General features: G+C 58.4%; 16 protein-coding genes. 9 read left to right on the plus strand and 7 right to left on the minus strand.

Annotation, left to right across the window (positions count from 1 at the left end; translation table 11 throughout):
• Positions 1–11: 11 nt before the first annotated feature.
• Both M9Q49_RS35835 and M9Q49_RS27620 read right to left on the minus strand, forming a co-directional pair.
• Positions 12–1,994, minus strand: coding sequence for an alpha/beta hydrolase family protein (locus tag M9Q49_RS35835; protein ID WP_254512537.1), 1,983 nt, complete (start codon positions 1,992–1,994; stop codon positions 12–14).
• A 1-nt stretch (position 1,995) separates the two neighbouring features.
• Positions 1,996–2,364: a diacylglycerol kinase family protein gene (locus tag M9Q49_RS27620; RefSeq protein ID WP_254512538.1), complete on the minus strand. Its 369-nt coding sequence runs from the start codon at positions 2,362–2,364 to the stop codon at positions 1,996–1,998.
• Between the two features lie 388 nt (positions 2,365–2,752).
• Between M9Q49_RS27620 and M9Q49_RS27625 the strand changes: the two genes are divergently transcribed.
• The 4 genes from M9Q49_RS27625 to M9Q49_RS27640 all read left to right on the plus strand — a co-directional run bounded on the left by M9Q49_RS27625 (position 2,753) and on the right by M9Q49_RS27640 (position 6,662).
• Entirely contained in the window at positions 2,753–3,235 is a 483-nt protein-coding gene (locus tag M9Q49_RS27625) for an Hcp family type VI secretion system effector (RefSeq protein ID WP_254512539.1), read from the plus strand.
• Between the two features lie 203 nt (positions 3,236–3,438).
• Positions 3,439–4,224, plus strand: coding sequence for a type VI secretion system accessory protein TagJ (locus M9Q49_RS27630; protein ID WP_254512540.1), 786 nt, complete (start codon positions 3,439–3,441; stop codon positions 4,222–4,224).
• 62 nt (positions 4,225–4,286) lie between these two features.
• On the plus strand, positions 4,287–5,084 hold the full coding sequence (locus tag M9Q49_RS27635; protein ID WP_254512541.1) for a YkgJ family cysteine cluster protein: 798 nt from the start codon (positions 4,287–4,289) through the stop codon (positions 5,082–5,084).
• Positions 5,085–5,147: 63 nt separating this feature from the next.
• Complete coding sequence (locus tag M9Q49_RS27640) at positions 5,148–6,662, plus strand: methyltransferase regulatory domain-containing protein (protein ID WP_254512542.1); 1,515 nt, start codon at positions 5,148–5,150, stop codon at positions 6,660–6,662.
• 21 nt (positions 6,663–6,683) lie between these two features.
• On the opposite strand, the gene M9Q49_RS27645 is transcribed toward M9Q49_RS27640, so the two are convergent.
• From M9Q49_RS27645 to M9Q49_RS27660, 4 genes are all read right to left on the minus strand, one after another.
• Positions 6,684–7,646: a DUF1559 domain-containing protein gene (locus M9Q49_RS27645; protein WP_254512543.1), complete on the minus strand. Its 963-nt coding sequence runs from the start codon at positions 7,644–7,646 to the stop codon at positions 6,684–6,686.
• A 213-nt stretch (positions 7,647–7,859) separates the two neighbouring features.
• A complete protein-coding gene (locus M9Q49_RS27650) occupies positions 7,860–8,273 on the minus strand; it encodes a carboxypeptidase regulatory-like domain-containing protein (protein WP_254512544.1) in 414 nt (137 codons plus the stop codon).
• 292 nt (positions 8,274–8,565) lie between these two features.
• On the minus strand, positions 8,566–9,561 hold the full coding sequence (locus M9Q49_RS27655; RefSeq protein ID WP_254512545.1) for a hypothetical protein: 996 nt from the start codon (positions 9,559–9,561) through the stop codon (positions 8,566–8,568).
• A 19-nt stretch (positions 9,562–9,580) separates the two neighbouring features.
• Positions 9,581–10,981 carry an MBL fold metallo-hydrolase RNA specificity domain-containing protein gene (locus M9Q49_RS27660; protein WP_254512546.1) on the minus strand — a complete coding sequence of 467 codons (1,401 nt, stop codon included), beginning with the start codon at positions 10,979–10,981 and terminating at the stop codon, positions 9,581–9,583.
• Between the two features lie 118 nt (positions 10,982–11,099).
• Between M9Q49_RS27660 and M9Q49_RS27665 the strand changes: the two genes are divergently transcribed.
• The 5 genes from M9Q49_RS27665 to M9Q49_RS27685 all read left to right on the plus strand — a co-directional run bounded on the left by M9Q49_RS27665 (position 11,100) and on the right by M9Q49_RS27685 (position 17,992).
• A complete protein-coding gene (locus M9Q49_RS27665) occupies positions 11,100–11,321 on the plus strand; it encodes a hypothetical protein (RefSeq protein WP_254512547.1) in 222 nt (73 codons plus the stop codon).
• A gap of 134 nt (positions 11,322–11,455) precedes the next feature.
• A complete protein-coding gene (locus M9Q49_RS27670; RefSeq protein ID WP_254512548.1) occupies positions 11,456–12,802 on the plus strand; it encodes an O-antigen polymerase in 1,347 nt (448 codons plus the stop codon).
• Between the two features lie 2 nt (positions 12,803–12,804).
• Entirely contained in the window at positions 12,805–13,818 is a 1,014-nt protein-coding gene (locus tag M9Q49_RS27675; RefSeq protein ID WP_254512549.1) for a glycosyltransferase family 4 protein, read from the plus strand.
• A 21-nt stretch (positions 13,819–13,839) separates the two neighbouring features.
• On the plus strand, positions 13,840–15,009 hold the full coding sequence (locus M9Q49_RS27680) for a glycosyltransferase (protein WP_261365326.1): 1,170 nt from the start codon (positions 13,840–13,842) through the stop codon (positions 15,007–15,009).
• Between the two features lie 136 nt (positions 15,010–15,145).
• Positions 15,146–17,992, plus strand: a complete 2,847-nt coding sequence (locus M9Q49_RS27685; RefSeq protein ID WP_254512550.1) for a tetratricopeptide repeat protein — start codon at positions 15,146–15,148, stop codon at positions 17,990–17,992.
• Between the two features lie 84 nt (positions 17,993–18,076).
• Here the strand turns inward: M9Q49_RS27685 and M9Q49_RS36225 are convergent, their stop codons facing one another.
• On the minus strand, positions 18,077–18,841 hold the full coding sequence (locus M9Q49_RS36225; protein WP_254512551.1) for a hypothetical protein: 765 nt from the start codon (positions 18,839–18,841) through the stop codon (positions 18,077–18,079).
• Positions 18,842–18,993 lie beyond the last annotated feature (152 nt).

Consider the following 18,993-nt stretch of genomic DNA (forward strand, 5'->3'; position numbering starts at 1 on the left):
CAGAGAGCGAGTTACTTCAGCCAATACTCCAGAAACGCCAACTCGAGTTCCAGCGCTTCCGTCGTCGGAATATGTCCCTTGCGCGCCGTCATCGCCACGCGGTTTTCGGCGCCGAGGAGTTGATTCACCGCGATGAGATGTTGCAATGGTTGCCAGTTGCGCGGCGGATCTTCCGTTCCTCCGGAAACGAGGACAGGCCGTGGCGCCATGAGGGCGTGCAGATCGACGAGATCTTCGTGAGCGTCTGCCATTCGCTTGTATAAACCCGTGCGTGGATTATCAGCCGAGGGAACTCCCGGTTTGCGTGTCGTTTGCGGATCGTAGCCGAGGTACCAAGGCTCCCAATAGTTGACGTTCGAATTCTTCTCATTGAAGACGATGCCCGGGTCGGACCAAACCGCGCAGGCGAAGGGTTCGTGCAGGCAGGAGGCGAACATCGACCACTTGCCGCCATAGGAAAGGCCGATCACGCCGATTCGTTTCGGGTCGACGTTTGGCAGTTGGGCGAGCGCGGTGTGACAGTTGGCTGCGACGTAGGCGAGCAACGTGAGTGGTTGCCGACGTTGTTCTTTGCCGGCTTGGGTGAGTAGCTCGCGCGTTTCGACGCCGATGTTTTCAAAACTCCCCGGCGTGCCGATTGAGAGCGTGACGAAACCGCGCTTCACGAGCTGCAAACCGTAGTCGTGCGTACCTTGCCCTTTCTTTCCTTCACCGATGCTTGTCTGCGGTTCGTAGAAAGGTACGAACACCGCGGGGAACGGACCGGCCCCGTTCGGTGTGAGCAAATACCCATCGGCCTGTTTGCCGTCGGCAGAGATTTGCACGTTTACGTGCTGCTGCGTGTAGCCATCTTTCTCAACGGTTTCTAGTTTTTTGAGAACCGGCTTCTCAAGCAGCGGCGGCCACGGCCCGAGTCGCTCGTGCCACTGCTGGAGAATCTCCGCGCGACGTTTTTGCCAGACCTCTTTCGTCTCCACGCGCGAGCCATCAGCAAACAGCAACGGCGAACGATAGTCGCCAAGCTTCCCCGCGAACTCAGCCGGTGGTTTGGTAAACGGCTCGAGTTGTTTCCAGAGTTCGTCCTTCTCTGCGGCGCAGAGGAAAGACACCGTGAACAGAAAGATGGCAGAGGCGAGGAGAAGAATGCGCATCGGAAGTCCTCCGTAGGTGAGACCGAATATAACCAGCGGCGTGAAAAGTGCGAAATCGGCCAGAGCGCGTACCGCATCGCCACAGAACTGCTGCGCAGCACGATGCAGGAGCGTGAGGAGCGCAAATGCTGTAGCGAGCGCGATGTAAAACAACTGATCGACAGAGAACATCGCCAGCGCAACGGCTGTGATGGTGAGAAGTACTCCTCCGATCGCCAAATCGCGCGCGAGCGTCGGCCACCAATTCGACGCTGCGCCGCCGTCATTCAAGCGATCGCTGTCGGCATCGCGAGCAGCAATCACCAGGCAATTAAAAGCCACGACAAGCGCAATTGAAATCAGCAACGGCAATGAGCGCGCGGTTGCTCCCAAGCAGGCAAACGCGCCAAGCGCGAAGAATATCCCCACACCAAATTCCTTGCCGGGAAGTTTGCGCGGGAGAATCGGAGTAATGAAGAGGAGTATGTGGAGCAGCATTCCGAACGCCACGACGACCCCACGTCTCCAAACATCGCGCGGAAGTCCTCGCCAGAACAGCACATCGATTAGACACGCGGCGCCAACGGCGAGACAGACTAAAAAGAGCCAGCGATAGTCACGCCCGAAGCGGAGTCTGCCGGTCGCGCGCGACCAATCGCGACAACGGGCCACGTCGACGAGTCGGTCGGAAAGGTAGATACACCAGACGACCAAAAACATCGCCGCAGCAACTTCGGGGAGCAACGATTGCCCCAGCGATCGGCTGAGCGCCCAGGTCCAAGTCGTCACCACGCATGGCGCGTCGAGCCCCAACCAACTCGGCAAGAACCACCAGCGAAAGCTTGCGCGGTCGTCGTTCGTCACATCACCACCCCAGTCGCACAAGCACCTTCGGCACAAAGATCAATCCACCAATCACCGCAGCAGTCATGGCGGCCACGAGCACCGCAGCCGAACTGCAATCCTTGGCTTGGCCAATGAGGGGATCCTGCTCGCGCGTTATGCGATCGGCGAGGCACTCGAGCGCAGTATTGAAACACTCGAGCGCGATCACAGTTCCCACGCACCCGACGACGGCAGCCCATTCCCAAGTTGCCAACTGGAAATAAACGGCAGCGGCAAGGACGCCGATCGCGGCCACCAGATGCAGTCGCATGTTCTGCTCGCGATGGAGCGCGTGGAAGAATCCGGTGGCGCCAATTCGAAAGCTCCGCAGAAATTTTGAGACGTTCATGAAGGCGGTTTCCGACGAATCAACAAATTTGGCTAACTCACTTACGTCAAATGACCATTTCGAGCATGGATAATACCCCCATCCAACATTGAATGCGTTCCCGCAACCAAAACAGCCGTTATTCCCGGCATTGGCTGCAGTAGTTGTCTGGCGAGGCGATCTATTTATGGACATTTTGGCCGTCAGTGACAGCGGCCGGGATTGGAACAGTGAGACGTAAGTGTCGCTACGACTTGCCGGTGAATTCTTCTCAAAAAGATTTTCCAGGAATCCAAGCAACTCGCGGCGACAAGTCCAGAGAATAGTGTTGTAAAGCCCAAGCTGAAACCAACAGGGGATTCGAAGGGCGAACCAAACTCACACGATTGCAAGCACAGGGAGAACGATCATGGCCGTTGACATGTTTTTGAAGTTGGAAGGTATCAAGGGCGAATCGAAGGACGACAAGCACAAGGACGAAATCCACATCGAATCGTTCAGCTGGGGCGTGACTCAGCAGGGTGGTTTCAACGTCGGTGGTGGTGGTGGCGCCGGCAAGGTCAATGTCCACGACATCTCGATCTCGAAGTACCTCGACAAGTCGTCGGCCCTGCTGATGTCGCACGTCTGCACCGGCAAGCACATCCCCAGCGGCCTGGTCACCTTCCGCAAAGCGGGCGACAAGCCGCTCGAATACCTCAAGATCAAGCTGACCGACATTCTGGTCTCGAGCGTGCAACACAGCGGTTCGGGCCACGGCGACGCCCTCAGCGAAAACCTGAGCCTCAACTTTGCCAAGTTCGAAGTCGAATACTACGAACAAAAGCCAGACGGCAGCGGCACGAAGGCCGGTGCGATGAACTACGACATCAAGGCCAACAAGGGTGGCTAGTCGAATCGTCCTCACTCCCTCTCCTCGGTACTCCGGGGAGAGGGTTGGGGTGAGGGGCCGAACGGCGAGTGGTGCGACCATTCAGTGCGGCCCTTCACCCCAACGTAGCGATCAAGGCACAGGGGGCGTGATTGCCCCCTGTTTTCGTTTTTGCGACATTGATTCCAAATCATCTAAAAACTTCCCCCGCGGAATCTTGCACCATGGATGCCAAACAAGCCTTCGACGCCGGTGATCTGCAAGGAGCGATCGATGCTCAAATTCAATTCGTGAAAGCCAACCCCGCCGATACGCGCGGCCGCACTTTCCTCTTCGAACTCTATTCCTTTGCCGGCCTGTGGGACAAAGCCGACAAGCAGCTCGAAGTGCTCGCCGTGCAAAAAGCCCAAGCCGCGTGGGGTGTTTCGGTTTATCAAAACATCGTCGCTGCCGAACAATCGCGGATCAAAGTCTTTCGCGATGCCGCCAAGCCCGAGACCTTCATCGATCCCCCGGCCTGGTTTCAGCTGCATCTCGATGCCATCGCCAAATTGCGATTGGGCGAAGAAGCCGCCGCCATGCAACTGCTCGAACAATCGGCCGCTCAGCAAACGAGCGTCGACGGCGAACTGAACGGCCAACAAGTCACCGGTCTGAAAAACGCGGATGAACTCCTCGCGCCGTTTCTCGAAGTGGTGGTGATGAAGGATTACGTCTGGGTCCCCTGGGAACAAGTCAAATCCCTTTCGGTCATGCCGCCGCAACTGCCGCGCGATTTGATCTGGGCTGCGGCGAAACTCACGCTCACCGACGGTGTGCAGCGGAGTTGCTACCTCCCCGCGCTCTATGTGAATTCAAGTCAGTCGGCCAACAACGATGCCAAGCTCGGCCGTTTGACCGATTGGGCCACGACCGAAAACGGCCCGGTCCGCGGCGTGGGGCAAGAATTGCTCGTCGCTGGCGATGCCGATTTTGGTTTGCTCGACGTGCGAATGTTCACGCGGGCGTAACAAAGCTCGCGATTGTGCGCTCTTCACTTCGCTCATTCATTTCAGGTCGAAGGAGAAGTCCGATGGTCGACGCAACGGCTCAACCGCGCACCCAAGAACTCGCCACCGCAGACATCGCGCTCCGCATAGGCGATCACACGCTCAAAACCAAAGTCACCGTTCCCACGGCGAACGTCAGTCTCAAAAGTCTGCTGCCAATGATGCAGTCGATCAGCAGCACCATCGTGCAGATCGGCGAAAAGAACGTCGAAGAAAAAGGTCTGACAATCTCGTGTCAAAAAGGTTGCGGCGCGTGCTGTCGCCAACTCGTGCCGATCGCGCCGGTCGAAACGCACGGCATTCGCGACCTGGTCGACGCCATGCCCGAGCCGCGCAAGACCGAAATCCTTCGCCGCTTTGCCGATGCCAAAGAAAAGCTGACCACGGCCGGCATGTGGCAAACGCTCGACGAGCGCGCCGAGTGGCCTGAAGACGAAGTCCTCAAAATCGGCGTCGACTATTTCCGCCTCGGCGTGGCTTGCCCGTTTCTGGAAGACGAATCCTGCTCAATCCATCTCGACCGCCCGATGGCCTGCCGCGAGTATCTTGTCACTTCGCCGGCTGCCAACTGTGCAAACCCGACTCCCGAAGGCGTCGAATGGGTCCCGATCCCCACCAAAACCTGGCCCGTCGCCTCCAAGATCGAACAACAAGGCCCGCCGCAGCGCTACCTTCCCTGGGTCCCTCTGATCCAAGCTCTCGACTTCGCCGCCGAACACGAAGAAGGCCCCGAACGTCCAGGAACTGAATGGGTGCGGGATATTTTCAATGGGATTGCGCGCGAGAGCACGACGCCGGCGAAGAAACAACCGGCTCAATAGTTGTCTTCTCGCATTTCCCCAGCCCCCAGCCCCCAGTTCCCAGCCCCTAGCCCCCTTCCCCCCATGAACACCTCCTACGAAGAAGTCCCCTACGAAAGCAAGCCGCACTATCCGATGCATCCGGATGGTTTGAGTACGCTCGGGCTTCTCTTCGGCATGCAGCCGGCGAAGGCGAGCAGCTGTCGCGTGCTGGAACTTGGCTGCGCGACGGGGATGAACGTGATTTGTCTCGCCGAAGCGCTGCCGAACAGCGAGTTCGTCGGTATGGATCTCTCGCCGTCGCAGATCGCGGCCGGCAATCGCCTGGTAGAGCAAGCCGGGCTGAAAAATGTGACACTCCGCGCGGCGAGCATTACTGATGTCGACGACTCCTGGGGAAAGTTCGACTACATCCTCTCGCACGGCGTGTTTTCCTGGGTGCCGGAGTTCGTGCAGGAGAAAACGTTCGCTGTCTGCCGTCAGTTGCTCAATCCGCAGGGCATCGCCTACATCAGTTACAACGCTTATCCCGGTTGGCATCTAAGGTCGATTGTTCGCGACCTGATGCGATACTACGGCAACTCTTTCAGCGATCCGAAGCAACGCGTCGAACAAGCCCGCGCGCTACTCAGCTTTATGGCCAAGAGCACGCCCGATGCCAGCAGCCCTTACTCGCAGCTTCTCGCCGGCGAAGCCGAGGGCCTGAGTCACGCCCCGGACAGCTACTTGTTTCACGAGCATCTCGAGGATGTGAACCAGCCGCTCTATTTTCATCAGTTCGTCGAGCGGGCGGCGAAGCACCATCTGCAGTTCATGAGCGAAGCCTGGCAGCACACGGTTCTCGACGATCTGCCGGAAGAGACGCAGAGTGCGTTGCAAGGTATTTCTCAGGATCTCATTCAGCTCGAGCAGTTCGCCGATTTTCTCACCAACCGCACCTTCCGCCGAACGCTGCTCGTGCACCACGAAGTTGAACTTGATCGCGCACCGAAAGAAGCGGCCATCGCTTCGCTTTATGTTTCGGCGCTCGCGGAACCCAAAGATGCCGAGCCCGATGTCCGCTCCACCGAGCCGATTACTTTTCAGCTCGAGAAGGGGCTGTCGATCAAAGTAAACTATCCGATCGTGAAAGCCGCGCTAGCTCGCGTCTATCGCGAGTGGCCTCGCGCGATTCCGTTTGAAACGCTCTTTGCGGCAGCGCTACAAGACATTGCCGATCCGGCCGCGAACGTCGCCGAGCAACGGGCGATTCTCGCGACGCTGCTCTTGCGGGGGCATCTGTCGCACTTCGTCGCGCTTCATCGCGAGCCATTCAATCTGCAATCGCGAGTTACCGAGCGGCCGACGGCAAACATCCTGGCACGAGTGCTCGCGCGGCAAAATCATCTGCTGCCAACGCGTCGACACAAACTCGTGCCGCTGCAACCCGCCGAGCGCGCACTCCTCACATTGCTCGATGGCAGCCGAACCGAAAGCGAGCTTGTCGAAGCATTGCTCACGCAATCGAGTGAACCGTCTGCCGAAGCGCGCAACGCGATCACCGGCTTCGTCCGCCAAACCCTGCCGCAATTCGCGCGGCAGGGTTTGCTGACTCAATAAATCGCTCGCGAAGACGACTTTCTAAAAATCCGCCACCACATTGCCATCTTCCCGATCAGCAATGGCAGTAAGAGTGGCAAAGTCGACGGTTTGATTGACCATTCGCACCGAGCCATCAACGAGGACGCACATCACGCCGCCTGGATGGGCCGAGAAGAGCGGAATGTTCGATTCATAGGGGGCTGTGTTGCCGGCCGCCGCATAACCGCCGCGGATGGGGTAGCGAATGGTTGTGACGTTTTGCGTCCAGTTTCGCGCGCCCGCGCCGCAGCTCCACGCTCCGCCCCAGTGACCGCTCGAACGGCGATCGGTTTTAACGCCGAGCGCATCGCGCTGAAAGTCGCTTTGCTCGCTGGCCATCATCACGTTGCTCGTCCCATCGGTCACAGTTTGAAAGCCTACAGGAAATTCGGCGATTTGAATCACGCCGTTGTAAACCGTGCGGCCGTAGTAATCGACGTAGGTTGCCGTCGAAGCCACCGTGGCCGATCCGCCTTGAAAGTACGAGCCTTCGATGCCGACATAGTGCGGCGTTTGCACGGTCACATCGCGGAGCAATTTCGTTTTTGGAATTGGCGCCGACGGGCACCACAGTGTGTTCACGCGCAGCGTGTTCATCAGCTCGGTGTTCGGCGAAGGGCCGTCCTGATAGGACCAGTCACCCGAGAACACGGCTTTGTTAAAGGCTGGCTGCTGCTCCATAAAGGGCAGCAGGCGAAAGAACCACGAGACGCCGCGCTGCATCGTAGCGCCGCTTCCCGCCTGCGGCACGCCGTTGTACGGCAGGATTTGGTACGTGTCGTGATACATGTGAGCGGCCAGGCCGATCTGCTTGAAATTGTTCGAGCACTGCGCGCGACGAGCGGCTTCGCGCGCGGCCTGCACGGCGGGCAACAAGAGCGCGACCAGCACACCGATGATGGCGATCACGACGAGCAATTCGACCAGAGTAAAGCCCAATTGGCGGGCACGCGACGACGTCATAGCACCACTCCTCTAACAGAGAACCGAAAGACTGCGTCTGTCTGAACTGCGCCGAGCGCAGCCAGGGCAAACAATAGGCGGGACCGATGGCGCTGCCCGATCCCGTCAACGACAGGTCGAACGCGCGGAGAGGTTGGTGATTGGCGGCAGGTTGCGAGAGAGGACAGGGAGAGGATTGAGGCGAGGTGGGGAGGCGGATTACTGGCTGACTTACTAGCGGGTGGTGAGCGGAAAATCGACGACATTCACGCCGGAATTCACCGCGGCGGTTAGTTTCGATTGCACGTTGTATTGCGGAGGCAATGGTTCGACAAATGGTCTTTCGGTGCCGGGATTCTCCGGCGCTTGATAGCGGGTGGTGATGGCTACTGTGTGATCGCCTAACTGCGCGCCTTTCACTTGCGGCAGATACACGAGTTCGAATTTTCCTTCGGCATCGGTCACACCTTCGGAAGGACGACCTTGCGCGGGCGTGAAGGTAACCTGCGCGTTCGGATAGGGCATGCCGTTGAGCGTGACCACGCCGTTGACCTGCGCGAGGTCGGGGATATTCGAGCCAGAACAGCCGCTGAAGATGGTCGCGACTGCCGCGACCGAAGCGAATAACAACCGGTGAGCAAGGTTCACAGGAGTCTCTCCCAAAGCCAGAGGGCGAATCGTTTGCGGGAGAGACAAACGAACTACTAAATCTACATATGTCCCAAACGTGAATTTTCGGCAAGGGGATTTGCGCTGTGGCAATCCGCCAAATGCTCAGGAAGTGCGCTCGCGTCAAAAAACGCCTGAAATCAGCGACTAAATCTGCCTGAGGAGCAAACCGACACTCTCAGGGGAGATTACATACTGAGTGCGGTAGGTGCCGTGCGCTCAAGCGACAAAGTGTCGCAATGAAAAAAATTCTCAGCTGTTTTTTTGTGAGTCACTTCTTCGGCAACTGCAACTGCCGGCGCGCTTGCATCAGCGCGCTGAGCATCATCCGGCCGATGTCGTCACGGCGTTCGGCGTATTTCGCCGATTCGAGCAGGCTGTTGTCGTAGGCTTTGGGATCGAAGTAAGGCGCCGAGATGCGAATGCTCGCGCCCTTCACGGTGGGGCACGCTTCATCGGCTTCATCGCAGACGAGGATGGCGGCGAAGTCTTTTTCGGGGAGTGGCGAATCGGTGTAGCGCTTCGAATATTCTTTCACGGCCGGAAAGGTTCCCCAGCTGACCTGATAAATCAGATTCGCTTCGCCACCTTTGCCGCGTGGCGCTTCTTCAGTTGTATTGGCGACTTCAATGCCGACTTTTTTGAGGGTTTCGATCGTCCGTGCGTTGAGCGCAGTGGGGGTCGTTCCAGCGCTATAGAACTTCAGATTGGACAGGCCCCAATAGGCTGCGGCGACGTTCCCCATCGTGGCGCCCATCACGCTACGCCGAGAGTTGCCTGTGCAGATCACGCTTACCCCTCGCTCTTCTTTGGCGGAATAATTCTTGGCGATCCAGCCAGCGAACTCGTTCGCAGCGCGTTGATGCGGCTCGTCAATCATGTCGAACTGAGTCGTGAGCAAATCGGTGTGGTCGACCAGAGCTGGAAAGATCTTGCCCCGTGATTTAGGCAGGGCCTCAGTGAGCAGTACATCCATTCTCGCAATCGTCAACTGATCTTTTGCGTTCCATTCGGCGAACTCTTTCTCGTCGAAAATATCTTTCACTTCCGCGAAAGAAATCACCGGCGGTTTTTCCTGCAATGCTTTCAGGATTGTGGCCTTCAGCTGGCGATCATTTTCGGGCGTGAGCGCAGCCGGCTTGGCGAAGTGCTGAGCAAACGCGAGTGCTTTGAGAAAATCCGGCCCCGACGGCGTAGACCGCGGCGCGTTCTGGGCGAAAGTGACGTTCGTTGTCATAGCGAGGGCGAGTAGTAATGCAAGACGCATAGGGATTTTTCTGAGTGAGTTACGTCAGCTCCACTGCTTCCTGATAGTGCGGCACGTAAGTGTGATGACCGAGCTGCTTTTCGGCGTGTTCCGCAAAGGCCAGCGCGACGGCTTCTTCGCCGTGCGTGAAGAAGACGCGTTTGGGCTTCGGCTCGAAGTGCGTCAGCCACTTCAGCAAGCCGTTGCGATCGGCGTGGCCGGAGAGGCCGTAGACCTGTGCAATCTTGGCGGCGACACGAAAGTCCTGGCCGTGGATCCGCGCAAACGGTGCGCCGCTCAAAATGTGATGGCCCAGCGTGCCATACGACTGATGGCCGACGAAGAGAATCGTGTTGGCTGGATTGCTGATGTTTTGCCGGAGGTGATGCTTGATCCGGCCGGCGTTGCACATGCCGGCGCTTGCCATGATGACGCAGGGCTCGCGCACTTCGTTGATCTTTTTCGACTCTGCCGTTGAGCGTACCATGGTGAGCCCGGGAAAACGGAGCGGCGGCTCGGGGCCGGTGATGAGGGCCCGCATCTCGTCGTCGTAGTACTCGCGGAACCGCTCGAAGACGGCCGTCACATCGACGGCCATCGGGCTGTCCATGAAGACCTTGATGTTCGGAATGCGGTTCGCGCGGACGAGTCGCGCGAAGTGATACATCAGCTCTTGAGCGCGCTCGAGAGCAAACGTGGGGATGATCACCTTGCCGCCGCGCCCGATCGTGGTGTTGATCACGTCGGCGAGTTGCGATTCAACATCGCCGGCATCCGGATGCAACCGATCGCCGTAGGTGGTTTCCATCACCAGGTAATCGGCTTGTACGAGGAGCGTGGGATCTTGAATGATCGGCTTGTTCCACTGGCCGATGTCGCCCGAGAAAACGAGCCGCTTCATCTGGCCGTTCTCGGTCACTTCGAGCGTAATCATCGCCGAGCCGAGAATGTGCCCCGCGTCGTGAAAGATCGCGCGCACGTTGGGAAAGATCTGCTGCGGCTGGTTGTAATGCACCTCGCGAAACAACGGCACGCAGCGATCGACGTCTTCATCGACATACAACGGCTCCGGCGCAAACCGGCCGCGTCGGTTTTCGCGGGCGTGCCGCTTCTTTTTGTAGTCGGCATCTTCGGTTTGAATTTTCGCCGCATCGCGGAGCATGATTTCGACGAGTGCAGCCGTCGGACGCGTGCAGTGGATCGGCCCGGCAAAGCCCTCGCGCACAAAGCGCGGAATCAAACCGCTGTGATCGATGTGCACGTGCGTCAGCAACATCGCATCGACCCGCTCGGCAGGAATCGGACACGGGTCCCAATTGCGATCTTGAAACTGCCGCTCCTGAAAGAGCCCGCAATCGATCAACAGCTCTCGCCCCTCGGTCTCCAGACAATAACGACTGCCCGTGACCTGGCGATTGGCTCCGAGGAAGTGGAGTTTCATTTGAATGCAGAAGGGAGAAGGCAGAATGCAGAAATGAAGAGGCAAATGGGATTAGAGGGTGCGGGTGGGGCGGCGTCTATTGGGTAAGATTGTTGTCACCCAACCACAAGGAGGCTCTATGGGCTATTCAGCAAATGTGGAGATTCGACTCGAGGTCGAGGGCGTGATCCTCGACGTAGCGCAAGTAGGGCGAGATTCGCTGATCCTCCGCGAACCCTATGAATCTCCCATAACTGCCGGCGCTCGCGTGGTCATCACGGTTGACGGTCGAGAACATATACATCCCATCTTTCTGCATCAAGGAATCAGCAAGGATTCGCGCGAAGTAAACTTCTGCTGAACGCCGGTCCTTGAGCCCTTTTTCCTTGCGGCTTTCCGTTTGTAACGATCTTGCGGCTTCTCCGCCTCTCGGCGGATTGGCGGGAGGGATTAGACTGAAGGTTTAGTCCCAAGCTCCGTTCGCAGCGCCGCCGCATGTCCACTGGCCCATCCATATCCGCCAAGCCCACACCGCTGGGGCAATTGTGGTGGCTCAACCCTTCGTGGGTGTTTGGGATGGGAACGGTCGGCACGTTCTTTCTCGCACTCATGCTGTCGAATAAGGCGTACGACCTTTACGAGTCGCCGAAGTATTTGAAGTTTGAGCATGTCTGGATCCCGCTCACGGCCTGGCTGGCGCTGGAGATCGGCCGGCGGATCGGCAGCAGTTGGCAACGGGGACGCGGCGACACCGGTGAGGGGATCATCGAAGATGTGAACTGGTGGTTCTTTGCGACGTTCAGCTTGACGCTGGCGGCCTGTTCGCTGCTCGTGCTGAACGGCTTGCGGAATGGCTTGTCGCTGGGGGTGATCAAAGAGAACCTGCTTTCAGCACCTGAAGATGTGTCGAAGGAACTCGTCGGCGAAGTGGTGGTCTACATTCCCGGCGTGACGACGGCCACGCAGTTCGGCATCATTTGCGTGCTGCTCGGACTGTGGCTCGATCACTATGGCCGAAAGTATGTGCGCAAATACATTGCCGTGATCGTCGGCTTGGCCGTCATGCGGGCACTACTATTTCATGAACGCTTGGCGCTGATCGAAGTCATGCTGCCGATGGGGCTGATGATTTTGCGATTTGCCTGGCTGTCGCGCCCGCTCAGTCCGAATATGAAACTATTGTTTCGCGTCGGCCCCGTCGTGGGGCTGATTTCGATGATGCTGTTCTTCGGCACGTTCGAATACTTCCGCAGTTGGAAGCATTATCGAAATCAGTTCGACTCAATCGCGGAGTTCACGGTCTGGCGGCTCGGCGGCTATTACAGCACGAGCGTGAACAACGGCGCACTCGGCTGGGAACGGCAGGGACAACGGCCGTTGCCGTTTGCGACTCTCAATGCCCTGTGGGAATTTCCGCTCGTTGAAAAATCGCCCTACTCGTACGAAGAGCTGACTGGGCTCAACCCACCGAAGTCGCACGAGCTGATGCTGAAGCAGTATGGCAACTACGAATACAACAGCCTGGGTGGCCTGTTTGAACCACTGCGAGATTGGGGCGTGATCGGCTCGATTTTCTGGTGGGTCGGATTCGGCGCCGTGCTCGGCTGGGCTCATCGTGGTTACTTAGAAGGTTCGCTCATCGGCCTGCTGCTGTATCCGATTTGCTTCACGAGTTTGCTCGAGATGCCGCGGTTCATTTACTTGTCGCATCCCCGCGCGCTGGCCGCGCTGCTGGTCATCGTTTGGCTCGGTTGGCGGTTGCTGATGAAGGCCCGTCGCGAGCGCCGATTGGAACCGCAATTCTCAAATGTTCCGGCCACTTTCCCCGAAGCGCGAGGTTAAGCATGTTGCCTTGCGTCAATGGCCGCTATCAGCTGCAACGAGTCACCGGCATTCAGCGTTACGCGCAGGAGATCGTCTCGCGCTGGGAACCCGTGCCGATCCTGAAACCAGCGAAAGGCGGCAAAGGTGCCGGCGGCCATTTGTGGGAACAACTCCGCCTGCCGATGCTGACGCGCGGGCCGCTGTTCTCGCCTAGCACGACCGGACCACTCGCTGTGCGACGACAAGTCGTGACAATTCACGATACCGCTTTCGTCGATCAGGCCGAGTGTTTTTCCAAGATGTTTGCGGCCTGGTATCAATGGCTCGTGCCGCGTCTGGCTCGCCGTGTGGAGCGGATCATCACTGTTTCGGAATTTTCGAAGCAGCGAATTATTGATGTCTGCCGCGTGCCGGAAGAGAAGGTCGAAGTCATCCTCAGCGGCGTCGGCCCGCAGTTTCAACCGCAATCGGCCGAGATGCTGCAACGAGCGCGCAAAGAATTGAAACTGCCAGAGCGCTATGTCCTCTGCGTTTGTTCGCTCGAACCGCGGAAGAACTTGCGTCGCTTACTCGAAGCCTGGAACAAGATGCCGGCGCGACCGGCCAATTTGCATTTGGTGCTCGCCGGCGCGAAAGGAAACGTCTTTCACGATCTGGAATTTGACGCCGCACCAGCCAACGTGCAGCTCGCCGGCTACGTCACCGATGACTTGCTGCCGGCGCTCTATGCCGGGGCGGAGTTCTTTGCTTTTCCGTCGCTATACGAGGGCTTCGGCCTGCCGGTGCTCGAAGCGATGGCGAGTGGCACGCCGGTGGTCTGCAGCAATAGCACGTCGTTGCCTGAAGTGGCCGGCGATGCTGCGGTGCTGGTCGATCCAATGCACATCGAAAGCATCGCAGCGGGACTGCAACAACTGGCCGATGACTCGACGTTGCGGGCAAAGTTGCGCGAGCGGGGATTGGCTCGCGCCCAGAATTTTCGTTGGGAAACGGCAGCCAAGCAAACCTGGGATGTGCTGGCCGCTGTTAATTGAGTTTGTTTGAATCGAAACCGTATGACGACTATCGAACCACGCATCGCCCTCGTTCACGACTGGCTGGTCTCTCCAGGCGGCGCAGAAAAGGTGTTGCTGGAAATGCATCGCCTCTATCCCGAAGCGCCGATCTACACGGCGGCTTACACTCCCGAAAAATTTCCCGAGTTCGCCGACGCCGATGTGCGACCGAGCTGGCTCAACCGCATCGGCCTCGCCAAGACAAAGCATCAACTCTTTCCGCTCGCGCGGGCTTGGACCTTTCGGAGTTTGAACCTGTCGCAATACGACATCGTTCTCTCGTCGTGCAGTGCGGAATCGAAATACGTCCGCACCGGGCCTCGGACGATGCACATCTGCTATTGCCACACGCCGGTGCGCTACTACTGGAGCGATTACGAGTGGTACAAAAACAATCCTCCGTTCGGCCGCCTCAATTGGCTAGTGAAAGGCTTGCTGCCGCTGATGATCGGTGGGCTGCGGAAGATTGACTATCGCGGCGCGCAAGGCGTTGATCGCTTCGTTGCGAATTCAAATTACGTCGCTGCGCGGATCGAGAAGTATTACGACAAAGACTCGACAACCATTTATCCGCCGGTGAATGTCGAACAGTATCCGCTCTCGCGCGAGCGTGACGATTACTATCTGATCGTTGGCCGGCAAGTCGCTTACAAACGGCTCGACCTCGCGGTCGATGCCTTCAACGAACTCGGTTTGCCACTCAAGGTTGCCGGCACGGGCGAAGAGATTGCCAAGCACCGCCCGCGGGCGAAATCGAATATCGAGTTTCTCGGTCGTGTGCCCGATGAAGCACTGCCACAACTCTACGGCCGTGCGAAGGCGTTTGTCTTTCCCGCCGAAGAAGACTTCGGCATCGTGCCGGTCGAAGCCATGGCCAACGGCACGCCGGTGATTGCCTTCGGTGTCGGCGGTGCTAAAGAGACCGTTGTCGAAGGTGAAACCGGCACGTTCTTTCAAGAACGAACCGGCGCGTCGCTGGCCGCTGCCGTGCGGAAGTTCAACACGATGACGTTCGATCCCGAAGTCATTCGCGCGCGGGCCGAACGCTTCAGCCAGGAAGTGTTTCACCGCGAGCTGGGCCGCTTTGTGAAAGAACAATGGGCCGAATTTCACGGCCTCGGCGGCGAGTCGAACGCCGGCGCGGTTTGCGTGGCAGCGCAGACTTCGTAGGATGAAGTCGTCGATCGCTCCGCGATCGATGAATGGAGGCAACTGGCAGCACGCGCTACCGGTTCACCTCAACTCGTCACCGGCAACGAACTTCGTTTCTGCGTCGATTCATCGACCGCAGAGCGTTCGACGACTAATGATCTCCCTGCCCCTCAGCATTCGATATCGCGAACAGCCGCAGCACGCTGCCGTGGCGTGGCTCGTGCCGGGAGATGATCTTGGGCTCTGGATGGAAGAATGGCTGCGCTGGAACCTACCGCAGGCTGATTGGCGAATTGCGGTGCTGCCGGGGTGGGGCGCGCTGACGATCTTGCCCGCAGGACAAAAGCCCGTCGTCGCCCCGCGGGCGATTCCCTTCGGCCGTGCCGGCTCGCGCTGGTATCTGCCGTTACATGCAGAGTTATTGCCAGCGGCGACGAAGGAAGAACTCGAATCGCTATTGCCTAGCGATCTCGCGGCTGCGGTTTTTCATCCGGCACGCGGCCTACTGACGATCGAGCCCGGCGAGCTGCGCGGCATCGAACATTTGCTATTGCCGCCGATGTTTTCGGCGCAGGATTGGACCCGGGCGCAACCCGGCGAGGCACTCAACGATCGTCTGCTCAGCGTGCAGCCCAATTCGTTGCCGTCGCTCGCCGAAGTGCTGCAGCAGGGCCGCGACGACATCGGTTCGCAGGGAGACCAAATCAACGAACTGCCGCCGCGGCCGAATGAACCGGGCAACGGCTTGCTCGATCAAATGAAGCGGGGCATGTCGCAGGTGGGCCTTAGAGCCCTGGGCGGAATGGCCGGGATGATTGGTGCCGCGATGTCGTACTTGCCGGGACTCGGCAGCGGTGTTGCACCCGCTGGCGGTTCGCGCGGCAGTGCTGGATCTGGCGGCGGTGCGGCGGGGCCCGGTTGGCTCGATTCGCTCTCGAAGTGGGTGACCAAGCGTCTCGGCGCGATCTCGCAGCAACTCGAGGATCAGCGGAACAAAGAGATTCAACGGCTGATGCATTTGCTGCAGAACAATCCCGATGAAGGGCTGAAGTTTGCGATTCCCTTTAGCAGCAGCGAACATCGGGGCGTAGCACCACCGAGCGGCTCGCTTGGTTCGCGCGAAGTGAACTTCAATTTGAATCGCATCGGCGGTGGTGGGCCGGCCGATCATTGGAACTTGTCGCCGCAGTATCAACTGCAACTGGCCCAGCGATATCGCGAGCTCGCCAATCGCGAATTGCAACTCGGTCGACATCGGCGGGCTGCTTACATTTTCGCGGAACTGCTTGGCGATTTTCTCGCGGCAGCTTCGGCCCTTGCCGCCGGCGAGCATTGGCGCGAAGCGGCGGTGCTGTATCGCGATCGTTTGAATCAGCCAAAGAAAGCTGCGGAATGTCTCGAGCGCGGCGGTTTGTTGCACGAAGCCATTGCGCTGTACGAACCGCTGCGCGAGTTCGAAAAGATCGGCGATCTTTATCTGCGGTTGGAGCAAAAAGAAGAAGCGATCACGGCCTGGCGGCAAGCAGCGCAGGCAGCCGAGGGAAATCGCGAATACTTCAAAGCGGCACACTTGTTCGAAAACAAAATCGGCCTGCCGCAGGAAGCCGAACAGGTGTTGCAGCGGAGTTGGCACAGCGGCCATCAGCTGCGCGAGAGTCTCGAGAAACTGTTCGAATTGTATCTTCGTCAGCAATGGCACGACCGTGCGCACCAGCGGATTGCGCAGCTCCGAGATACGTACAGTATCGTTACGATCGGCGTCGTCAACTGCGAGGCCCTCGCGACCGTCGCCCGCAATTATCCCGATCAGCAAGTCGCCGATTACGCCGCTGATACTGCGCGGCTCATCATCGGCACGCACTTGCCGCAAGCTGATAAGCCCGCGCGGACACGGTTGGTCACTTCCTTGCAACAGCTGGTCCCTGGCGATCAATTGCTGACGCACGATGGCCAGCGGTATTTGCGCGAGCGCGATGTCGCTCAGTCCGCCAAAGCACAGGCTCCGGCGAAAGCACAGCCGAAGAAAACTGATATCTCGCGCAAAGACCGCCCGGTCCGACTCGTTCGCGAGTTTCAGCAGGATAAGCAAATTGCCTGGGAGGCTGCTGCCGCCGCGGGAAGTTATTTCTGGGCCATTGGTAACGACAAGGGCGTGATTGTGATTGCGGCCGTCTGTTGGCAAGGCAGAGTGCAGCGCAAGTGGATCAACCCGCGAGGCGTGATTGAAGCCGCTCACATCGCCGCCGATCCGCAGGGCCACGGGCCGCTGTTGATTGCGACCGGCTTTGGCCAGCAGGAAGCGTCGTTCGAAATGCACTCGCCGCAAGGCATCACGCAAGCAGTGCTGTTCGAAGGTGCGCAAGGAGCAGCGGATGCAACGCGCTTCACGCGCGTCAGCGTCTGTTATGCGCTCGGCCGGGCGTTCTTCATCGAGCGCGATGCAGCCACGGGTTATCTGGTGGCCAACGGGCGAATGATCGGCGCGAAGCAAACGCTCGGTGAGATCGTCACTACGTTCGACGTTTGCGAAGCCGATCCGGACAACGCGATTTTGCCTACGCACGGTAGGAACGATTTGCTGGCCATCGGTTATCAACAAGTGCTGCGACTGATTCGCGGCCCGGAAGAAATCGAAGAACTCGAGTTCAGCGGCCCGATCCGCCAGATCGCCGGTTCGGCCCCCTTCACACGCACGCGGCTGGCCGTCGTTACCGACAACGGCACATTTGTCGTTTGGCTGCAGGGGCGCGAGGCCTCGGCCCCCATCGGCTGCGGCTACGATCTGCAGCAGCCCGTTGCCTGCTTCACACTCGGCGGCCATCTGGTCCTCGCTGGCGTCAATGGCGGCGAAGTTTACGAGACGTCGAATGTAGGTTTGAAGCTTTGCCACACGTTCGCCAATTTTGGTTTCGCGCCGATTGCCGTGCTGCCTACCGATGAACCGAATGAGTTTGCCGTGGTGGGGCCGAATGGAGCTGTTCGTATCTACGCGATTGGATAACAGTCGCCTTTCACTCCGTGAAAGGACGCGTCTTCTGAAGGTGGAATTGCATCAGACTGCGGCCTATCAGCGTTCAAGTGTGAATCAGAGAAAACCTGGATTTGCGATGGCAGGTTCCGTAAGCTGCAGCGGGTGAAAGGCGACTGTAGAGCAACGGTGAGGTGCGGCATGCTCGGCGAGTGCTTTGATCCAAAAGCGAATTTGGAGATCTACAAACATTGCCGGCCCCATTGGTCGCAGAGTGGTACTGTCGTGTTTCTCACGTTTCGGACGGAAGACTCGATTCCACAAGAGGTGATCATGCGTTGGGAGCGTGAGAAACAAGCTTGGCTGCGAGCGCGCGGACATCAGCAAGGCAAACATTGGTCTGAGGTAATTGAGACTTTGCCCGACAATGACAGGAATGACTTCTATCGCGAGTTCCGACGCACGCGCGAAGACTTTCTTGACACCTGTCAAGGCGATTGCCTCCTCAAGCAACCTGCCATCACGAAGATCGTCAGCGATTGTTTGCTCCATTTCGATGGAGTTCACTACCGAATGGGTGATTTTGTGGTCATGCCCAATCACGTCCATCTCCTTGCCGTGTTCGCGACGGCAGAAGCAATGGCTGATCAGTGCGATTCCTGGCTGAAGTTTTCGGCCACCAAAATCAACCGGTTGCTGAGCCGGAAAGGCAAGCTTTGGCAACAAGAGCCCTTCGATCATCTGGTGCGAAGTCCCGAGCAGTATGAATACCTGCGGAAATACATTGCCGACAACCCGACGAAGGCCGGCTTGAAGCTTGGCGAATATTTCTACCGCCGTTGGAACGGTTGACTTGCCAAACAACCTTCCCACAGCTGTCACGGTCGAAAGACGCGTCCTTTCACGGAGTGAAAGGCGACTGTTGTGGCCGTCGCCGGGCCGTTTGCAACGGTTGTATTCTCCGCAGGGGTGGCTTCTTGCGTTGTCCGGTGCGCAATTACGTCCTATAATCGAACGTGGTTGCGTTGCGTCCG

The organism is Anatilimnocola floriformis (genome assembly GCF_024256385.1).
GTDB lineage: Bacteria > Planctomycetota > Planctomycetia > Pirellulales > Pirellulaceae > Anatilimnocola > Anatilimnocola floriformis.

What these genes read in the sequence shown, in the direction of transcription:
- M9Q49_RS27620 (WP_254512538.1), bottom strand. Translation starts at nt 2,364, where the DNA reads ATGAACGTCTCAAAATTTCTGCGGAGCTTTCGAATTGGCGCCACCGGA.
- M9Q49_RS27625 (WP_254512539.1), top strand. Translation starts at nt 2,753, where the DNA reads ATGGCCGTTGACATGTTTTTGAAGTTGGAAGGTATCAAGGGCGAATCG.
- M9Q49_RS27630 (WP_254512540.1), top strand. Translation starts at nt 3,439, where the DNA reads ATGGATGCCAAACAAGCCTTCGACGCCGGTGATCTGCAAGGAGCGATC.
- M9Q49_RS27635 (WP_254512541.1), top strand. Translation starts at nt 4,287, where the DNA reads ATGGTCGACGCAACGGCTCAACCGCGCACCCAAGAACTCGCCACCGCA.
- M9Q49_RS27640 (WP_254512542.1), top strand. Translation starts at nt 5,148, where the DNA reads ATGAACACCTCCTACGAAGAAGTCCCCTACGAAAGCAAGCCGCACTAT.
- M9Q49_RS27645 (WP_254512543.1), bottom strand. Translation starts at nt 7,646, where the DNA reads ATGACGTCGTCGCGTGCCCGCCAATTGGGCTTTACTCTGGTCGAATTG.
- M9Q49_RS27655 (WP_254512545.1), bottom strand. Translation starts at nt 9,561, where the DNA reads ATGCGTCTTGCATTACTACTCGCCCTCGCTATGACAACGAACGTCACT.
- M9Q49_RS27660 (WP_254512546.1), bottom strand. Translation starts at nt 10,981, where the DNA reads ATGAAACTCCACTTCCTCGGAGCCAATCGCCAGGTCACGGGCAGTCGT.
- M9Q49_RS27665 (WP_254512547.1), top strand. Translation starts at nt 11,100, where the DNA reads ATGGGCTATTCAGCAAATGTGGAGATTCGACTCGAGGTCGAGGGCGTG.
- M9Q49_RS27670 (WP_254512548.1), top strand. Translation starts at nt 11,456, where the DNA reads ATGTCCACTGGCCCATCCATATCCGCCAAGCCCACACCGCTGGGGCAA.
- M9Q49_RS27675 (WP_254512549.1), top strand. Translation starts at nt 12,805, where the DNA reads ATGTTGCCTTGCGTCAATGGCCGCTATCAGCTGCAACGAGTCACCGGC.
- M9Q49_RS27680 (WP_261365326.1), top strand. Translation starts at nt 13,840, where the DNA reads ATGACGACTATCGAACCACGCATCGCCCTCGTTCACGACTGGCTGGTC.
- M9Q49_RS27685 (WP_254512550.1), top strand. Translation starts at nt 15,146, where the DNA reads ATGATCTCCCTGCCCCTCAGCATTCGATATCGCGAACAGCCGCAGCAC.